This is a genomic window from Raoultibacter phocaeensis, from assembly GCF_901411515.1.
Classification (GTDB): domain Bacteria; phylum Actinomycetota; class Coriobacteriia; order Coriobacteriales; family Eggerthellaceae; genus Raoultibacter; species Raoultibacter phocaeensis.
This window is the reverse complement of the sequence record NZ_CABDUX010000002.1, coordinates 198196-216857: the sequence shown is the minus strand read 5'-3', so window position 1 is coordinate 216857 and position 18662 is coordinate 198196. Positions and strand designations below refer to the sequence as shown.

The following is an 18662-nucleotide window of genomic DNA, read 5'->3' as shown; positions in this document are numbered from 1 at the left end:
AAATTGCCGAATCAGACTTTGGACGCGTGGGAAAATGCAGGACGGCACAGGAAACCATGCAGATAGAATACGCTTGCAAAGAAAAACCGGAGGACACTATGACCGATATCGGGTGTAAGGAGTTCTCGAGCATTCTCTCGACGAAAGCGGACCACTATCCGTATTCCGACAAGTACATCGCCGAAATACATGATTCGCCGGATAAAACCGGCAACACCGAACGAGAGCATATGGTCGAGTGGTTCAAATCCAATGAAACCAAAGGCAAAGGCTCGTATTCGAGGCAGACGCCCAACGAAAGTGCCCAGCGTTGCTACAACAGGCTTATGAACGCCGCGTCGCTTCTCCGGATAGCCGAAGCTGCCGGAATCGATGAATCTACCGTAAAGCATGCTTACGAGGCTGCCGTTGCCGCTGGCGATTACAGAAAAGCGTGCGGCGCGATCAGGAAAGTTATCACGTGGGACATGATCTACGCCATGGTTTAGCCTAAGAAGTTTTTAACCCGACCCTTTCGCCACGCGACCCAGCCACAGGAGCGCCCTTCCACGAAATACTACCCTGCGCCTCGCGCCGACCGTCCCCGCACCTGCGCGCCCCAGCACATCCGAGCGGGTCATTGAACACCCGCATCGAATCGGGGTGCGCAGAGCAGATGAGGGCAAGCCTGTTATTGCGGGCAAGTTCGATTGCAAGGTTGGTGGGTACGGCCTTGGATACGAGAAGGGGAATCCCTGCGCGGATCGCTTTCGCCGTCATGTCTACAGGAGTTCGCCCGCTTGTGAACACGGTAGCCCGCTTGAGATCGACTCCCTCGATCAGCGCTCTGCCTATCGCCTTGTCGAAAGCGTTATGCCTGCCCAAGTCCTCGCAGCAGAAAAGCACCCGATCCCCGAGCGCGACATAGCAGCTGTGCGCGCCGAACGTGCGTCGGTGCATGGGCGAATCGCTCGAAAAGACTCGCGCGAGGGCGAATACGTCGTCCACACTCCAGGGAATCGGGCTCACGGGATGCAAGCGGCTCCCAAATTCGCGCTGCGGTGCTCCGTGGGTTGCAATCGAGACATGTCCCGTACCCTTCGCTTTCCCCCAAAGCTTCCTCGACGCCGCCGAAGTAAGCGTTACATGGGCTTCCGTCGCATGCCGGTTCACGTAAACGCACTCGACATCGCAAACGCCTCCGATGAACCCCTCGGTAAACAAGCGTCCCACGACCAGCGCGGCAATGTCGGACAAATCGCATACGAGCCGCATCACTGGCTTACCGTCGAGAAGGATGTCCAACGCGCTTTCCGTCTGAACCTCGTCGAACGCTTCTTCCCCGCCGCCGTCGGCCCCAAGGTGCAACATGGGGTATCCCGCCCTGCTCGCATGGTTTCCGTGCACCGAAAGATCTACCGTCTTCATGGGTTCTCCTTGCCTGGTTGTTCGTCAAGCGCCGCCCGCCCGTCCTAGAAAAGCCGAACAGGCCCGGGGCGCATCGCAAAAACCTGCGGGAGACGCCAGACGACGTCTCCCGCTGCCGTGCTCGCTATGCGTTCACCTCGTGGGGCAGATACCACACCGACGGATTGGTGCTTACCTCCGCCTCAAGCTGGAAGCCGTTTGCAGCCTCAGCCTCGGCCCTGATATCCTCGAGGTCGCCGAACACGCGCGCACCTGCCGGGCAGGCGGCCACGCATGCCTGGGGCTCGCCCGTACCGTCGATCCGCTCGACGCAGAAGGTGCACTTGTCGACGGTACCCTTCGGCATGTCAACGTACATGACGGTCTCGTACTCGGTGAGCTCTTCCCCGAAGTACCCGGTGTCGTCTTCGCGATAGTAGCGCGCATTGTAGGGACAGACCTCGATGCAGGTTTTACACCCGATGCACGTTTCCTTGTCCACGATGACGATGCCGTCTTCGCGCTTGATGCTCGCGCCCGTGGGGCAGTTTTCCACGCATGGTGCAATCTCGCACTGCATGCACAGCATCGGCACGATGTTCCTCTTCACGTCGGGAAAGACGCCCTCCGTTTCTCGCTCCACATGAGAGCGACGCACCCCTGGAGGCGTGCCGTGGGCCTCTTTGCAGGCGACCGAGCACGCATGACAGCCGACGCATTTCTTCAGATCAATGAGCATTCCGTATGTCATGGAAATCACGTCCCTATTTCTTCTCGACTTTGACACGGATGAGCTGATCGAACGCCGATACGATATGGTCCATGCGCTCGGCTTTGGTGCCCGGCAGCAAGCTCACGAGGTTCACGCCCTTGCCGAATGCAATCGACATCGCCTTGCTCTTGCAATCCCAAGTACCCACCACAGACGAAAGGCATTCAGGATGGATGCCCTCGTTGAGCACGACCTTGCCTTCGACCGAATAGCCAGCGGTCGAAGTGAGCACGATCTCATCGCCGCTTTCGATGCCCTTCGCCCGAGCGGTTGCGGGATTCATCTCGATGCAATAGGTCATGCCGTCGTCTTCGTTAACTTCGTTCAGCCAAGGGTTCTGGACCGTCCAGCTATCGGTGTTGGCGGCGTTGGTGTAGTAGATGGGGAACATGTCGAAAGAGGCATCCTCGACCGGATAGAAATCGCTGCCCGGACGCCATTCAGGCAAGGGGATGTAGTCGTCGGTCTCCCACGGGATATCGAGCTCGGCAACCTTCGCTTCGACCTTGTCCTTCATCTCGAGCATGAAATCCCAATAAAACGGGATGCGGCCGGGGGCGTCGTTCGCCCAGATGTAAACCTCGTCAACAGTGCGGTCATGGGTGTAGACCCCGTTGTTTTGCTTGAACCACTCAAGCCCGTGCGCTTCGTCGATGTTCGATTTATACACTGCATCGATGAAGGCTTCTTTATCGAGCTTCTGGGTAAGGTCAGGCATGTATTGCTCTTTGACGCGGTACATGCCGGCAAGCGCGCCGATGAAGGCGGCGTTCGACTGTTCGCCCGCTCGGTAGCAGAGCTCGCCGTAGATATCCATAAAGCCGGGAACCCCGTCCTTCGGCTCGACAACCGGTTGCCACATGGCAAGCGTCCAAGGTTTGGTCATGCCGCCCGGCATACGATGGTTCATGAACCATTGCGGCAGCACGTCCCATCGCTCGAGGTACGTTGCTTCGGGCAACATGATGTCGCTGAACAGGCTCATATCGTTCAAAAACAGATCGCACCCGGCGATAAAATCCATCTTCTTGTACACTTCGGCCTGCTCATCGGCGTTCGCCCACCACTTGATGGGGTTGCACGCATACCAGAACAGATGCGTGATGGGCTGGGTGCGGTAACGCTCGGGATCGCTTTGTGCAATGTGCACGAAATGGCCGTCTTCGGAGAGCGGCTGCAAGGCCGCCATTCCCATACCGCTCGGCGTGTAGTCGCCGTTGTATATGGTTTCGTAGAACGAGTGGGGCTGACCGATCATCAGCGAAGTATTGTTGATAAAGCCGTCGGGTTCGAAAATCGTAGCGCGGAACCCCGCCTGAGGGTTGTCGTCGGTCCAGCCGTTGCAGGCCGGCCCGAAGCCAATGAAACCGCCGACCGAGTTGCAACCGCCTATGAGCACATTGAGCATAAGGCAGCTCCACGTGCTCAAGATCGCATGCTTATGGCGCGAAACGCCGGAGAAGATGTCGACCGCTGCGGGGCGGTAAGGCAGCTCCACGCCATCGACCTTGGTGGTCTGGCCGATGCAGGCCGCTTCCCCGAATTCGATCGCCACCTGTCGCAGGGCATCTGCGTCGAGCGTCGTGATGTCAGCCGCCCATTCGGGAGTCATCGATGCGATGTGCTCCTTGTACACTTCGAACGCGGTCTTGTACTGCTTGCCGTCGACGTCGAACGCACCTTCCAGAGCAGGTTCCTCCGCCTCGTCGTAGGCTTTGGGCGCGCTAGCCTTCTGATCCCAGTACAGGGATTTCCCCGATTCGCCAGGGCTGCGGAGCACGCGGCCCGTATCCGGGTCAACAAGAGCGCACGCGTTCGTGCGCGCGATAAGGAACTCGCGGTCGATGAGGTCGTTTTCGACAAGCACGTTGGCGATCGCGAGCGCCGCCGCCGCATCCGAGCCGGGACGAAGCGCCATCCATACGTCGGCCTGCTCGGCACCTGCGCTCATATGCGGATCGAAGCTGACAAGCTTGAGCCCGTCTCTACGGCGCTGCGCGAAACGGTCGCAGGTCATGGTGAATCCATGGCGCGTCGCCGTACCCGCCTGGGTCCCGAACTGGATCACGTAATTGGCGTTGTCGTAATCGGGCATGGCATTGCCGTTCGAGGTGTAGAGCGCCTCAACCACATGGATGCCCGCGCCGCAAATATCCGAAAGCACGCCTTCGGATGCGCCGCACACGCAGCCAAGCGCAAGTCCGCGCCATACGCTGCCGTTGAGACCGGCCACCATAGACGCGCCGCCGACGCATTTGCCCTCGGTCGCGGCTGCGGTCTGCATCGTGGACACGATGGTGTCGTACGCCTCGTCCCAGCTGATTTCCACCCAACCTGGATCCTCATCGAAGCCTTTGTTGGGATTCGTTCGCTTGAGCGGCTTGGTAATGCGGTCGGGGTCGTAGAGCTGCATGATGCCCGCAGCTCCCTTCGCGCAAATATGTCCTCCGCCGATAGGACTTTCGGGATTGCCGGTGAGTTCCACCACTACCCCATCGACAACATGCGCCAAAACGGAGCAGTTGTTGAAGCACATGTTGCAGGTGGTCGGAATCCATTCGCCGTCATCATGCGATACGGCAGTTGTCACCTTCGCATCCGCCCCAGTCGACTCCGAACCCTCGTCGGATTCTTTCGACGGTGCGCATCCGAACGCCGTCGCAGCAATACCTGCGCCGACAGCTGCGCCCGCGCCTAGCGTGAAACTGCGTCGAGAGATGCCCGCCCTGTTCTCCTTCATCTTGCACCTTCCTCTCATCTCGAGTCAAAGGTTCCCTCAGGCAAGATCAGTCGAAGAAAGACATGCGCATACAGCGAAGACGGTCGGAATCGCAGCCTCCCGTCAAGCGATCTCGTCCAAGCAAACCCCCGCATCCCCGCTTTCCACGAACCCCTACGGGGATGAACTCGTTTCATTGTGGGATCGAGCGGGCGCGGCGCATATCACCCGAAGAGGTGAGGGCGGGGTGATTCGAGTGCAGCATGCGCCCGGATCGGATCAGTCGAGGATGCCTCGTTCGCGCAAGACCGATATGGCCTGCACCTTGGAGTGGACCTTGAGCTTGCCGTAGGCATTCTGGAGGTGGCTTTTTGCAGTATCCTTCGAAATGAAGAGACTTGACGCCGCCTGGGCTACCGTCGCTCCCCCCGCGAGTTCCTTGAGCACCTCGAGCTCGCGTTCGGTAAGTTGAGGGGGAACATGCAGCGAAGATGCAGCATCGCAAACTCGCACCGTTTCCTCAAGCACAGCCTTTTCGTCTGCGGAGATACCTGCGTCCTCAAGGGCAAACTCGGCCGCTCCCCTGAGGTCGAGCGCGTTTTCGTACAACAACTGAACGAGCCCGCTGCCGCTTGCGAGAGAAGCCGCAGCACGTACGTATTCGCCAGCGCGTCTCAAATGCCCTGTTGCGAAAGAGAAGAGCGCCGCAACGATATCGCCTGCGATCTTCGCGGCGCGGTTGCGCTCAGACAGCTCATCAGCCGTGCGACAGGCCCTCTCGCATGCAGCCATGTTGCCCAACGCGTAATCCCTCATACCCAAGAACACACGGGCATGGTCGAACGCGCCCGCAACGTTGCAACGAGGGGGCTCGTCTGATCCGAACACACCGCACCAGTCGCGCATCATCGTAAGCGAAGGCACCGTCATATACACCGCATTTTCGTTTGAACCCCAAGCATCGAGAAAAACTTGCCTTGCCTGGGGCATGCCGAGACGATAGAGAGCCTTCGCCTTGAGGCAGAGCGCTTCGGTATCGTAATGAGACACGATGATGCCAAGATTGGCCCCCTCGTACCTTTCGTACAACGCAAGCGCTTCTTCGAAGTCCCCCCGCCCGTAGGCGCAGAGCATCTCCGCGTAGTAGGCGAAGGTGTATATCGGCATGTAACAGCGGTCTTTCTCATCGAACAAAGCATACGCGCGCTCGCACATGTACTTCGACTTGCCGTCGAGCCCGAGCTGGGCATCGAGCACCGCGAGATTGCAGTAAAGAGCGCTCAAAAGACTCGCGTTTCCCCGCTCGCGCTGTTCGGCGATGATCGCCTCGAGGTCGTGCTTGGATGCGAGCGGATCGTCGTAGCAGTGGCACGAAGCAAGAACCTGCTTCATCGTTCCTCGCAGATACGCCGCTTCATCATGCGGAAGACGCTCAAGCGCGGCCGACGCGAAACGGGCAGATTCCTCGCGATGGTTCTGATACGTTGCGAGATAGGCCCGCTGCATCATACACAAGCCGAAGAGCATATCGTGCGCATCGCCCGGATCCAAACGCTCGCAGCCCGCTTCCGCTATCCGGATGTAGTCTCGGGCCCTCTCGTAGTCAGCAGCCATCATGATGGGAAGGGCCAACACGATGCACACGAGAGGATCCGCCTTCACCTCGTCTTCGGGCATAAGATCCGCCCATCTGAGAAGCATGCGATGAGAATCGCTCGTATAGCAGGTCTCCCACTGCCCAAGCAGCACGGAGCGCGCATAGCCGTAATCCTCGATTCTGCAAGAGAGCTCGACTGCACTGTCAAGGTAGCCATGAGCGCCGAGCCAATCGCGAGCCCTGGAGGCGAGGGCCCTCGTTTTCGGTTCGTCCATCCGGCGAAGCCTGTCTTCGAGAAGCTCCGCGAACAGATGGTGGTAGCGGTACCATGCCTCGCCCGAACCGTCTTGCTCCGTACGCCCGATGAACAGGCCGTTTCTCATCAGCTCTTCGACAATGGCGGACACCGCCCCACGCTCAAGCCCCGTAAGCTCGCAAGCCAAATCGATGCTGTACGAATCGACGATGGCCGTGGCCTCGAGAAAATCCTGGACGTTGTTCGGTAAGCCGTCAAGCACCTCCTCGACAAGGTAAGCCCTGATATCATGGCGAGCGCTCGCAAGGGCGCGCTCCACTTCTTCGGACGCCCCCGACTCGCACAAAAGGCCGATGATGGCGACGCCTGCCGGCCAACCATGCAACGCGTCAAAGACCCGCTGCGCATCTTCTTTGGTCAAACGCACCCCGTGCTCGAGCATGGCAAGGCCCGTTTCTTGCGGCGTGAACGCAAGATCCTCTTCATCCACCGCAAGAAGTTCGCCTCGCACGCGAATTTTAGACAGCGGAATGGGGGGAATCGCACGCGAAGTGATAATTAGATGCGCGTTTTCGGGAAGATGGCGGATCACGTAGCTGATACCCTCGTGTATCTCATCCGCCTCGGAAAGCCTGTGGTAGTCCTCCAGAACGATGACGCACGGCTTTTCGTATGCAGCGAGACCCATTATGAGCTCATCGAGGAATGCATGAACGGGACCCTGGAGCGCAAGCATCGCATCGAGCCTTTCGCCAAGCGCAGGATCAGCCACCTCGAGAGCTCCCAGGAAATAGCTCCAGAAGCGATCTGCCCCTGAATCGACCTCATCCACATGCAGCCAGGCGACCGTCGTGTCGTCCAAAGTTGCAGACCAGGACGAGACGGCGGTGGTCTTGCCGAATCCCGCAGGCGATACCACCGTTACCACCTTGTAGTCCATAGTACGCGCTAGCTTTTCGGCCACGCGCTCGCGCACCACCGCCTTATCCGATGGCTCGGGTCTGCAAACTTTAGTAGGCAGCAACGCCATATGTTTCCCGGATTTCGCCACGCTTCCCCCTGACGTGCGATGAACTCCGCCCATCCCGACCGCCAAAACCTACGGGTAAGTTCTTCTGGGAGCCGATTATACCACTCGCGCTTTCCGCGCGGAGGCCATATCGAGCGGCGAACCCTTCGGGGCGTTCGAGCGCAGGGCTGCCCATACCCGCATTCACAAGCTTGCCCGACAGGCCCTTCCGATACCCGGGGGGGGCGAAGCCCAAACGCACGAGCGGTCGGACGGCTCCTTATTTGTCGGGAGACATGAGCTCCCAGATGGCCAGGCCCAAGCCGTCGGCGATCTTCATGATGATGTCGAGGGTGGGGTTAGCCCTGCCGAGTTCTATGTTGCGTAGGTAGTTGCGATTGACGCCGATCATGAGCGCAAGCTTCTCGACGCTCATGCCGTTAGCGCGTCGAGCTGCCCGTATCTTCCCGCCGATGATCGTTTTGTACGTAGCCGCATCCATGGAGAACAGCCTATTGCCTCCAACAGCGCAAAACGCCTAATATAGTAGGCTAAAGGTAAAGAGCAGCACAAGAAACCCGTGGCGAAGAAGTGAACTTACCTTTGCCGTCCGGCTCCCGTAGCTCAGCTACCCACAATCGCATTGCGAAGACGATTCAGTCAACCGCACGTACACATCAATTTTGACTTTGCCTTGAGGACAAACCGTTCCACTCATACGGTGATTTCCAGCTCACTGGGTATTTCGCCATGCTCCCGACGTCAAAAGCATCGGCGCAAAGCAACCGGGATGGCGACTGGGGCACAACGGGAATCTAACCCAACTCCCTCAACACCTCGCGCGCCGCTTCCTCAACCTCTTCGGTTGCCGAACGCACAATGCGAGAAGGCAGTCCGGCCCGCAAACCGACTTCTATCAGGTCTGCGCGCGATATACCCTTCCCTTTTCCGTTGACGGTCGTGGCATGCTCGCCGTTCATGCCTGGGTTTCTCGTCAAATCATACGCAGGGGACAGAGTCCATGCATCAAGCGAGTCTTCATGGAGAAACGTAAAGTTCTTGGCGTGGTCGTCTCTGTTGCCTATGAGCACGTTGAACGCCATGAGGCGGTACAGCCGCTCGACTTCTTCCATATCATCGGTGAGGCGGAGCGTTAGCCGCATAAGTACATCGTAATCGAGCTTGGGTGTGCGGTGCGAGGTTTCTAGAAGCGCGCCGACCGAAGCCATATGGACCTTGCGAACACCGCCTTGTGAGGTACAGACCCTGTCGAAACGCTTAATTGCGAAATAGCCCGAGCGTACTTTGGAGGGCAATAACCGAACTTCGGGCATTTCGATTCCGCACGCTTTTGCCGCACATGCGAGTGCATATTCTTCCGCACCAATGCGATCGTGGTCGAAGGAAGAGGGAAATTTGACGATCCAGTCTTCACTGTCGATGGTTGTCAGGATCTTTGGTCGCGCGCCGCCAGATGAGCCGCCCAGCGCAAAAAGGGCATCGATATCCTCCGAATAATCCGTAGCGAGCATTTCGGCGCACGCTGCCGCTATCTCGTCAAGATCGCGAAGCGCAGACGACGGCGCGAGGGAAACTTCCGGCTCGTATTCGAGCGCCCCCATGCCGCTTTTCCCTACGATGGCAAGGCGCGCAAGCGAGCCGATAGAATAAGGATCGAGTCCGCGCTCTCGCAGGGTTCGATCCACCAAAAGACGCCCCCAACCATCGGGTAGGCTGTCGTCGAAAACGCCAAACAGTCCCCCAAGCGGATGCGGTTTCGCAACAAACACTTTGCTTTCCAGCGGGAGGCTCAAAGGGCTCAGCGAGAAGCCCTCTTCCACCCATGAGCTCGCATACTGGAAAGCGACTACGCCATCCTCGGTTTGAGCGAGCGTTCCGACTAGCCTGCCGTGCATAATAACCCGAAGGGATGCAATGGCGAGATCGGAGCCGCTCAGTCCTTCGGGCGCGTGACGCCTTGCAGGCGATCCATCACCCGAAGCGTTGTTGAAGCGCGACTGATCAACGGCTTTGGCCACGAAGCACCTCCTCTATCGACGCATATCCGCGTTTTGAAAAGAGCCCATCGAAATCATCTTCGCAATCCAGAGCCATTGCTATGCGGATGAGCGCATCGAGGGAGATGAGCCCCTTCTGCTCGAAGCGCTTATACGACGCAAGCGACATACCCGCCTTGCGGCTCAGTTGCTCTTGCGTAAGCTTCAGCTCTTTTCGGCGCATGCGCACTCGAGACGCAATCGATGCGCCTATCTCAGGAGCGGTTCTTTGATCGAGGTTAATCATGGATAGTATTTTAGCCATTATGGAGAAATTTGCTAGATAGGGATATTATTTTATCCGTATATGAAAACTCTTTTGGGATTTCCGGGATAACGCGATTCTGGTGCACGATCCTGCAACGATATATTCGCTCCGCTATAGGGCAACAGTCGCATCGGCCCCATTTTCGGAATCTCGAGAATCTCGCACGAGCCCTTCCAGCTCGATTGCAACATCAACGCTTACAAAGCGAAGCACCTGCTCGTCGGCATGCGGAAAGGCCAGCGGCGCGATGCCGCCGTACCAGGCACCCGCTTGCTCTAAAAGAGCAGCAGCCCCTTGGCAAATACCCGCCCTTTTCGCCTTCCCCTCCTCGGGATCGGGAAGCGCCACCGTTACGACGACACCGTGAACAGTAGCTTCCTCGATACAAGGAACAAGCAAGTCGACGCGCCGCTTATGCACCTCAGAACTTGCTATGAACAAACTCTTTGCAGCAGACTTGATATCAAGCTCGAATCGCTCCAGGTACTCGTCACGCAAAACGAACTCCCACGCACATCGCCCCCATCGGCCGTAGGCCGCAGCACATAGCCTTGCGATGCGTACTCCTTCAAACGCTTGCGATACATACGGTCGAGCATGCGGACGTTCACATCAACGTAATCGTATACGACCACTTCTCGCTTTCCCTCGCGTCGACGATGCAGACGCCCAACGTACTGCGCCACCAATCCGCTCCACGCTACCGGTGCCGCAAGGAATAGGGCGTCAAGGCGATCATCGTCGAACCCCTCCCGATATAGCTGCCGGTTGCTACGATCGCAAACGACTTCCCCGATTCGATTCGTTCGAGCATGAGCAGCTTTTCCCGTTTGAGCTTTTGCGGGTCCGAACCCACGAGCAGCACCGTCTCGCGTCCTTTCGCCCGCAGCGATTCTTCCAGCAACACTGCATGATCGACGCGCTTTGTCAGAACCAAAGGGGTCCCTCCCCGATCAAGTACCTGGACCACATCGCGCACGATCAGATCGTTGCGAGCCGCATCAAGGCTCAGAGCCTCGACTATCTGGGTGTAATTGTCGGGATCGACGCCGTCGAGGTGCGACTTAGTGAAACGGGGAATCATGATGCGTGAAAACGACAGCTCGCCGTCTTCGGTCTTCTCTGCTCGATAACGGATGGGTCCACACTGCATGAAGGCGATGGCCTGCAGCCCGTCGGCACGCTTTGGGGTGGCCGTGAGTCCGTACACGTAGCGAGCCTTCGTGCTGCGCATGATCTGCTCGAAGCTGAATGCAGGCACATGGTGGCACTCGTCGCAGATCACCATGCCGTACTGCTGCACGATGTCGGCCACGCGCTTCTCGTTCGACAGTTCGCCTTTCTCGAACAGAGCCGGCACCAGCGCAACATCGAGGATACCGCTCGGCAGTCGCTTTCCGCCGCCGATCTGCCCGACGAGCGAGCGCTTCTTCTTGCTCAGACGACCTGTCGGGGTGAGCAGTTCGGGGAGTTCTTCGTCGATATCGAGAAATTGTAAGAGCCTCTGCTGCCATTGTTCGAGCAAGGTAGCCCTCAAAACGAGTATGAGCGTACGCGTTTTGCGTCGGGCAATGAGATTGGCAGCAACCACCGTCTTCCGAACGCTGTGGGAGCAACAAGAACACCGATATCATGACGCATGAGAGCATCTGCAGCTGGCTTTTGCTCGGGTCGAAGAGCCCCCTTGAAGCTCACCTTGATCGGGGAGCCGTCGCATCGCTCGTCTTTCAGAATCGCCTGCGAACCGCATGTCACAAGTAACTCGACAACGGCATCTTCGCATCCCCGCGGCAGTCCCAGCCAATCGCCGACATCTTCCCCGAAGTACAGCACGCGCGGCTTTCCGTGCACCGATTGGCGCATGGCCTGAGCTCGGTAGAATTCCGGATTGCCGAATGCCGCCACGCGCTTCAGCCTGTTGAGCGCAGCCGCCGACAACCCCTCTTTAGCAATGTAGAGCATGCTCGAGCGGACTATGCGCACCTGTTCGGGCGCATCTCCGACCCCTAAGCCCTTTTTCGGATTCGATGCCCAAAGCATTGAGGGGTTCCTTCGCTCTTCCCCATCGCCATCGGCTCCTTTGTCGCCTAAAAGTTCGTCCGTTTCAGCAGCGTTCGCATCCGCCAAATCGCCCAGCACGCGCTTGCCGAAACAACGGGGGAGCTTTGCAAGTTCATCGGCGGACAGACTCTTAACGGACGACAAGAAGCGCCATTGATCGCCATACGGCGCAAAAGCCTTGTCGACGAACACCGAATTCCCATTGCGCATAGCGCCGCCCTGAAACGGAAGAGCGATGGCGTTTCCGAAGCCGCCTTTCGGAGTTAAATCTTGACTTGGGAAAAGAAGGTAGTAGGAATAGAGCTTCACGCGAGGGTCTGCCTGCATCGCCCGCGTCACGAGGGCGCAACCGAGCCTTCGCGCATCTGCAGCATCAACAAGTTCGCTGAAAAACAGCCAGATATGGGCTCCGTTACCCGAACGGGATCGCTCGACAGCGACGGGTACACCCACTTGATCGCACACCTGCCAAAAAGCAAGCACCGCCGACTCCTAGTCGGCCTTGTCAAAGTCGATCGCCAATACACAGGTTTTATCTTCGTCGATCAAGGGATAGCCGGCAACAATGCCGAAGTCCTCTTGATCCGCACCGACGAAATGCCGCTTGAGCGCCGCATCGTCGAGAGGCAAAAACTCGCGGCGCGCGCAATCGGCACATTTGACGCGCGGCTTGCCGCAAACCCCTGAAACCCACTCGTTGGAACAGGCGGGAACATACCCAACACGCGACGTTTTCTTGCTAAAGTAACTTTTCGCATACACATCGTCCCGTACGGCAAACAACGATCGGAATAAAGCCAGCTTCTCGGTATTCGTGCTCGCGGAAGTGACAAGCGAGGGATTCCGTTTGTTCTCGGCTTCTAAATACAGGCACCCCGCTTCCCACGATTCCTGCGTAGCGTATCGCCTCACCCCATCGACGCCCTCGCATACAACCACTTCACCATCGCCGCCAACCGACTCAAGCAGCTCGACGAAGCGGTACTCGCGTTCCCCGATCAAAGCACGTTTGCCTTGCTTCAAGCCGTTACCCATACGGACTCCCATCTCGAAGGATAACCCGAATGAGCATAGCATGAGTCAAGGATGATTGAACTCAGGTAGAGGATATTTTCCTTAGATGGGACAGAAGATATTTGGCTAGATCTGCATAACCATACGAGCTAGTAATTCAATCTACTACAGGATGGGTCAAAGGCGGACCGCCATTACGCATTTGTTGTTTTTGCAGCCGCCATCCGAAGTCAGCGCGGACCGTACAGTCTTGTTGTTTACAGGAGTCCGGACAGGGATCTCATTACTAAGTCAACATCTTTGTTTTCTAATTCCTGAATGATGTGAAGATAGGTCTTTTGTGTTGTGTTAATGCTCGAATGCCCCAGCCTCCTCGCTACGCTCGCTATCGAAACACCCGCAAAAAGTAACAGTGACGCATGAGTATGTCGAAGTCCGTGGATGGAAATCACAGGAACCTCAGCGCGCATGCAATGTCGCGCAAGCAGATCATTCGCTGTCGAGTTATACACTTTTCCCTGCACGAAAATCGGGCGATCGTCGGGAAGCCCTTTAACCAACTCCGAAAACTGTACAATTAAGTGCCAATCGATTGCCACTTTTCGTACGGAAGACTTGTTTTTCGTTGGCAAAAAACCCGTTCCCCCTTTGTAATCCCATGTCTTTTCGACTAAAAGACATTGGTGCGAGAAATCGAAATCCCGCGGTGTTACAGCCAAAGCCTCCGAAAACCTCAATCCTGTTTTCGCCATTAGAAGAATTAGCCAATCCCAATTCAGCTGAGGGCCTAAATCCAACTCAACCAGAAGTTTATGTAATTCAAATTGGTTGAGAAACTTTGGCTTCTTATCTCGTGGAGGCTTTCCTTTGACGATCGCCTTTCGCGTAGGGTCTCGCTCCAGCAAACCGTCATCGACTGCATCGAGAATCGCACCTTTAAGCTGATGATGGAAATCCATAACCGTCTGCCGCTCATGGCCCTCTGCGTAGGCGTTCAAGAGGCCTTGATAAGCCATTCTATCAAGGTCTTTAATAGCAAGATTGGGGATAAGCCTAGTCAACCAACTATGGGTGAGCAGGTATTTCTCCATTGTTACCTTCCGGATGGCACCTTCTTTATAAATTGAGATCCACTGCTTATAATAATCACAAAAAGAATCCGTGCATTTTGCTTCGCCGATCATATCCTCATCTCTCCTTTCGGATATTAGATACGGCCCGCGCTGATAGGGCAGTATGGCGAAAGCGACTGCGTTTCCCGCCTCTTGAAACTGTTTAGTCGATGTCGAAATCCCCTTAAACCCCCTTCCAAGATAAACGCACGCCACAAGCGTTCACTCGCGATTCTTAGAGCTTCCGCCAAACGTGTTATCTACTTGTTTTGCACGATGCTGATAGCCGCGCTCCAATAAAGCACATTCACAAAACCCTGCTCATCGCCGAACACCGATGATCGTTTTCCAGTCGGCATCATCGTAAAGCAGCATTTCGCCTCAGCAACTCGCACGGCCATTCTAGCAAGAAGTAACCCTCAAACAACAGTGCTCGACCTTACGCTGGTGAAGGGTGATGAGGCCGTCAAGGCTGCGGAAGAAGGCGCCGATTTGGCGCTGTTCTGCTTCGCTCCTAGGTAAAGAAATTTCCAAACCAACAAGATCATTGGCATTAATGGCAGGATATCCGGTCCCCGTACACCTATCGAGAACTTGCCCGACGAACGAATCTCTTTGCAGCAAAGAAAAGAGAAAGCGGCTGTTATGTCGAGGTCTCAGTTGAGCATAGCCAGTTGAAAAAACATAACTTTCATCAGGTAATTCAAATAAATAATTATTCTTTTGATAAGGACGAACGGTTTGAAAAAAGATGTCCCCAGCCTTTGCGAGCCTCTGCGCGCGAGAGGGTGCAAACTCTTTTTGCTCGTGCCTACTGTTTACCATCTCCGTTCCTACAACCGACTCGAGATCGACGTACTCGAACGTATTCGGCAATGTTGATTTCGGATTAAGTAGCGCCACGTCCCCCAGCTTACGCTGTTCCCAAGCAGGCGTGTTCTTTGCTTTTGGTAGTCTGTCGCATAAATCAGTCAAATGCATTTGCTGGGGCACGCCTGCTTGGGAACAGCGTAAGCTGGGGGACTTTCTGACTTTAAGTAGAACTCCTGGGCATACAGGTGCCAATGCAAAGAAGCTAACAGTTAAGCTTTGGGGGAAAGGTGTTGTAGGGAAAGCGGATTCCTATACAGGAAGTGAACAAACTCAATACTATGTTCGCCGCTCCGGCCAGTTTATGTATGGAAAACTCGATTTCTTACATGCAGCTTTTGGCATCGTTCCTGATAAACTTGATGGTTATGAATCTACGCTCGATTCTCCGGCTTTCGATATTGCGAGTATTGATAGCCGATTCTTGCTTGACAGCGTAACACAAGAAGACTTTTATCTGCGTCACGGAATGATCGCAAATGGAGGTAGAAAAGCTAAGCGAATTCATGAGGACGTCTTCCTGAGTATGCCAATTTTAGTTCCAACAGAGCAGGAACAAACTCAAATCGGCGCCTTCTTCCGCAGCCTTGACGGCCTCATCACCCTTCACCAGCGTAAGCAGGACGAGCTCCATAGCCATGCCTTCGGGCAAATTCCTATTGCATGCGCACCCTGCAAGACTCAAAAGAGCAAGCTCCTATGCGGTATCTGGAATGATCGGGTCGGTTTTTCAGAACTGGTCATCATGGCCTCCAACCTTTTCTCTCCCATTAAGCACCTAGCAGTTTGAGCTGCTCTGCGATTTTGGCTTCAAGCTCAGCTATTTCCTGTTTGTCCTGTTCGAGCAATTGTTTTACTTCGTTTAAATCAATCTCTTCTTCTTGTTCGAAGGTGTCAACATAACGTGGTATGTTCAGGTTGTAATCATTGTCTTGAATCTCTTTGATAGATGCCAAATGCGCATATTTTTCGACATCTGCTCGCTCTTGATAGGTATCCACAATTTTGCTAATGTTGTCATCAGTCAAGCGATTCTGCTTCTTGACCTTCATAAACTCATTTGACGCATCGATGAAGAGGACATCTTTAGTTGTCCGATTTTTTTTGAATACTAAGATGGTAGTCGGAATGCCGGTACCGTAGAAAATATTTGCAGGCAAGCCAATGACCGCATCTAAATAATTTTTCCCGATGATGGTCTTTCGTATCTCTCTTTCGGCAGCACCACGGAACAGAACGCCGTGCGGTAAAACGATAGCCATAGTGCCTTCTCTGTCTAAATGGTAGAGGCTGTGCAAGACGAAGGCATAGTCAGCCTTTGTCTTCGGGGCAAGCTTTCCGTAATCATTAAAGCGAGCATCCTTGAGCTTCGTTTCATCGTTATCCCAGTGGGCAGAGTAGGGAGGATTGGCCACCACGGCATCAAACGAACGAGGATGATCTACGCCTTTTTCATCGGGTCCATCAGGCCAGTCACTTTCAAGCGTATCCGCGTTTGATAAGGTCATATTATTAAACGACACTCCATGCATCATGAGATTCATGCGAGCCAAATTGTAGGTGGTCGTATTCTTTTCTTGTCCATAGTATTTGACCGGCTGCCCTTTTGGCAGATTCTGCCCTACAGTAAGAAGCAGCGAACCCGACCCCATGGCAGGGTCGTAAACGCTAAAGAAATCATCGACCTTGTTTTTTCCTAAGGTAACAATCCTTGACAGTATTTCACTTACTTCATGCGGCGTATAGAACTCTCCGCCTTTTTTTCCAGCTGAAGCAGCAAATTGTCCGATAAGGTATTCGTAGATTTCTCCAAGTATGTCTTTACCGTCATCGCTCTTATAGTTAATGCTATCAACCAGCTTGACAATACGATTAAGCGACTTAGCCCGCTCGTTTGTTGATGAGCCAAGTCGTGAATCACCTAGATTGACATCGTTAAATACGCCTCTGAAATCCTGAACAGCCTCCTTGTTCCGCTCAGCATTCTTGTTGAAGTTGTCAAAAATGGTTTGGTAGTCACTCGGAATGACCATGCTGTTGTCGATCTTATGTATCAAGGATGCCCAGGTATCGAGTGGAGCTATGGCGTATCCCAAGCTCGAAGAGATATCTTCAAGGTAATCATCTAAATCATCTACATTGGCTTGCTCCAAATAAGCTTCGTTAATTGTTTTTTCTGACTCAATATCGATGACGTTATTGATGACAAGATATTGCTCCTGGTGCTCCGATAGGTAGCGATAGAACATAAACGCAAGGATGTAATTCTTATATTCTGCCGCATCCATATTGCCTCGAAGCTCGTTTGCCATTGCCCAAAGCTTCGATGAGATTGCATGTAGATCGCTCATTGTGCTGTTTCCTCTCTAAATGAACATTTGCTGAAGCAAGCCCTTTTTTAGTTTTTGCAGGTGCTCGAGCTTACGCTGGTGAAGGGTGATGAGGCCGTCAAGGCTGCGGAAGAAGGCGCCGATTTGGCGCTGTTCGTCGATGAATGGGTAGGAAACCTCAAGCTCCATTACTTTGTTTTTTGAAATATTGAAGCGCGAGATACCTTGTGCTAGTAGAGTCAAATCAGATCGCACGGCTGGCGATCTGAGCATGTAGGCAAGATAACCAGAGTCGAACGTCCCACTTTGTCTGTAACCAAAGCAAAAACTGTTAAGGTATACATTTCGCTGATCAGAGAGCCAAACGGAAGACATTCCGACTTCCTCCGGCGTCTCCGAAGAGACAGTGAACAACGCGTCGCCACGCTTTACTTCGTTTTGAGTTGCATCGATTTCGACAGCTTCCAGTCGAGTTGTATCGGTTACGGGGTTGTCGAACACGTTCGTGTATGGAACGAATCTTGCTTCACCATGACCAAAGTCTTCTTTCGACTTACCAGATAGACCAGAATACGCTGTGCCGGATTCCCCCAGCTTACGCTGTTCCCAAGCGTCAGTAAAACCAGGAAAGCGTATCTCTGGTCTGTCGGCACCATCTTTCGGAAACATTTTTTGCAGGAATCCGCGTTTCTGTAATTTTAGGTGCTCGACCTTACGCTGGTGAAGGGTGATGAGGCCGTCAAGGCTGCGGAAGAAGGCGCCGATTTGAGTTTGTTCGGAAGAATCGGGAACTCTAATTTTAACATTATTGATTGTTGCTTTCGAAAGGCTTGGCACTCCTGTTGATTCGTCTTTCCTCTTCCAATCAATCCTACTGAATAACTGAAATGAAAACTGAAGATCATAATTCTTCTTGGGAATGCAGTAAAACAGCGTGTCAACCGTCCAAAATGGCGCCTCGAGGAGATACGGTTTATCAATAGTGCCTTTTCTTCCAATACCGATTGCGTCTTCATTTTCGGACAAAGCTGCGTCGACGCCAAGCATGTATCCGCCGGTTCCGTAGACAGGAACAGACCCCTCGCCGAGATGCTTGTAGTCACGACCGCTCCAGACTGTAATGGCATCCCCCAGCTTACGCTGTTCCCAAGGATCAGTAAAACCAGGGAATCGCAGCTTAGGTGCGTTTCGTTTTGATTCGCTCATGGTCT

Annotated in this window: 15 protein-coding genes and 1 pseudogene; 2 read left to right on the top strand and 14 right to left on the bottom strand. The window is 54.6% G+C overall.

Annotated elements, in window-relative coordinates; translation table 11 throughout:
• Positions 1–56 precede the first annotated feature (56 nt).
• Positions 57–488, top strand: a complete 432-nt coding sequence (locus tag FJE54_RS08800) for a hypothetical protein (protein ID WP_139652427.1) — start codon at positions 57–59, stop codon at positions 486–488.
• A gap of 1 nt (position 489) precedes the next feature.
• Here the strand turns inward: FJE54_RS08800 and FJE54_RS08795 are convergent, their stop codons facing one another.
• From FJE54_RS08795 to FJE54_RS08750, 12 genes and pseudogenes are all read right to left on the bottom strand, one after another.
• A complete protein-coding gene (locus FJE54_RS08795; RefSeq protein ID WP_139652426.1) occupies positions 490–1407 on the bottom strand; it encodes a formate dehydrogenase accessory sulfurtransferase FdhD in 918 nt (305 codons plus the stop codon).
• Positions 1408–1531: 124 nt separating this feature from the next.
• The gene (locus FJE54_RS08790) at positions 1532–2137 is read right to left on the bottom strand and encodes a 4Fe-4S dicluster domain-containing protein (protein ID WP_139652425.1); all 606 of its coding nucleotides are present in this window, start codon (positions 2135–2137) and stop codon (positions 1532–1534) included.
• A gap of 13 nt (positions 2138–2150) precedes the next feature.
• Positions 2151–4898: a molybdopterin-dependent oxidoreductase gene (locus tag FJE54_RS08785; protein WP_139652424.1), complete on the bottom strand. Its 2748-nt coding sequence runs from the start codon at positions 4896–4898 to the stop codon at positions 2151–2153.
• A gap of 258 nt (positions 4899–5156) precedes the next feature.
• Positions 5157–7781, bottom strand: coding sequence for a winged helix-turn-helix domain-containing protein (locus FJE54_RS08780; protein WP_180326670.1), 2625 nt, complete (start codon positions 7779–7781; stop codon positions 5157–5159).
• A 238-nt stretch (positions 7782–8019) separates the two neighbouring features.
• The gene (locus tag FJE54_RS08775) at positions 8020–8241 is read right to left on the bottom strand and encodes a helix-turn-helix domain-containing protein (RefSeq protein WP_139652422.1); all 222 of its coding nucleotides are present in this window, start codon (positions 8239–8241) and stop codon (positions 8020–8022) included.
• Positions 8242–8554: 313 nt separating this feature from the next.
• On the bottom strand, positions 8555–9778 hold the full coding sequence (locus FJE54_RS08770) for a type II toxin-antitoxin system HipA family toxin (RefSeq protein ID WP_218971915.1): 1224 nt from the start codon (positions 9776–9778) through the stop codon (positions 8555–8557).
• Positions 9762–10061, bottom strand: a complete 300-nt coding sequence (locus tag FJE54_RS08765) for a helix-turn-helix domain-containing protein (protein ID WP_218971914.1) — start codon at positions 10059–10061, stop codon at positions 9762–9764. Before FJE54_RS08765 ends, FJE54_RS08770 begins: the two co-directional genes overlap by 17 nt.
• A 114-nt stretch (positions 10062–10175) precedes the next feature.
• Positions 10176–10562, bottom strand: a complete 387-nt coding sequence (locus FJE54_RS16315; RefSeq protein WP_255467322.1) for a phospholipase D-like domain-containing protein — start codon at positions 10560–10562, stop codon at positions 10176–10178.
• A 202-nt stretch (positions 10563–10764) separates the two neighbouring features.
• Positions 10765–11655: a DEAD/DEAH box helicase gene (locus FJE54_RS16310; protein ID WP_255467321.1), complete on the bottom strand. Its 891-nt coding sequence runs from the start codon at positions 11653–11655 to the stop codon at positions 10765–10767.
• Positions 11598–13160, bottom strand: a pseudogene (locus tag FJE54_RS16500) (TOTE conflict system archaeo-eukaryotic primase domain-containing protein). The gene FJE54_RS16310 and the pseudogene FJE54_RS16500 overlap by 58 nt, the downstream one beginning before the upstream one ends.
• 236 nt (positions 13161–13396) lie before the next feature.
• On the bottom strand, positions 13397–14323 hold the full coding sequence (locus tag FJE54_RS08755; RefSeq protein ID WP_139652421.1) for a site-specific integrase: 927 nt from the start codon (positions 14321–14323) through the stop codon (positions 13397–13399).
• A gap of 330 nt (positions 14324–14653) precedes the next feature.
• Entirely contained in the window at positions 14654–15232 is a 579-nt protein-coding gene (locus tag FJE54_RS08750; RefSeq protein ID WP_139652420.1) for a restriction endonuclease subunit S, read from the bottom strand.
• On the opposite strand from FJE54_RS08750, the gene FJE54_RS08745 reads away from it, so the two are divergent.
• Positions 15186–15911, top strand: coding sequence for a restriction endonuclease subunit S domain-containing protein (locus FJE54_RS08745; protein WP_139652419.1), 726 nt, complete (start codon positions 15186–15188; stop codon positions 15909–15911). The two genes, FJE54_RS08750 and FJE54_RS08745, sit on opposite strands and share 47 nt — an antisense overlap.
• Here the strand turns inward: FJE54_RS08745 and FJE54_RS08740 are convergent.
• Together FJE54_RS08740 and FJE54_RS08735 are read right to left on the bottom strand one after the other, a co-directional pair.
• Complete coding sequence (locus tag FJE54_RS08740; RefSeq protein ID WP_139652418.1) at positions 15892–17472, bottom strand: type I restriction-modification system subunit M; 1581 nt, start codon at positions 17470–17472, stop codon at positions 15892–15894. The genes FJE54_RS08745 and FJE54_RS08740 overlap by 20 nt on opposite strands.
• 15 nt (positions 17473–17487) lie before the next feature.
• A complete protein-coding gene (locus FJE54_RS08735) occupies positions 17488–18657 on the bottom strand; it encodes a restriction endonuclease subunit S (protein ID WP_139652417.1) in 1170 nt (389 codons plus the stop codon).
• Positions 18658–18662 lie beyond the last annotated feature (5 nt).

Excerpts from the sequence above, each read along its gene's own strand:
- FJE54_RS08785 (WP_139652424.1), bottom strand. The coding sequence starts at position 4,898 with ATGAAGGAGAACAGGGCGGGCATCTCTCGACGCAGTTTCACGCTAGGC.
- FJE54_RS08740 (WP_139652418.1), bottom strand. The coding sequence starts at position 17,472 with ATGAGCGATCTACATGCAATCTCATCGAAGCTTTGGGCAATGGCAAAC.
- FJE54_RS08765 (WP_218971914.1), bottom strand. The coding sequence starts at position 10,061 with ATGGCTAAAATACTATCCATGATTAACCTCGATCAAAGAACCGCTCCT.
- FJE54_RS08775 (WP_139652422.1), bottom strand. The coding sequence starts at position 8,241 with ATGGATGCGGCTACGTACAAAACGATCATCGGCGGGAAGATACGGGCA.
- FJE54_RS08790 (WP_139652425.1), bottom strand. The coding sequence starts at position 2,137 with ATGACATACGGAATGCTCATTGATCTGAAGAAATGCGTCGGCTGTCAT.
- FJE54_RS08755 (WP_139652421.1), bottom strand. The coding sequence starts at position 14,323 with ATGATCGGCGAAGCAAAATGCACGGATTCTTTTTGTGATTATTATAAG.
- FJE54_RS08800 (WP_139652427.1), top strand. The coding sequence starts at position 57 with ATGCAGATAGAATACGCTTGCAAAGAAAAACCGGAGGACACTATGACC.
- FJE54_RS08750 (WP_139652420.1), bottom strand. The coding sequence starts at position 15,232 with ATGCATTTGACTGATTTATGCGACAGACTACCAAAAGCAAAGAACACG.
- FJE54_RS08735 (WP_139652417.1), bottom strand. The coding sequence starts at position 18,657 with ATGAGCGAATCAAAACGAAACGCACCTAAGCTGCGATTCCCTGGTTTT.
- FJE54_RS08795 (WP_139652426.1), bottom strand. The coding sequence starts at position 1,407 with ATGAAGACGGTAGATCTTTCGGTGCACGGAAACCATGCGAGCAGGGCG.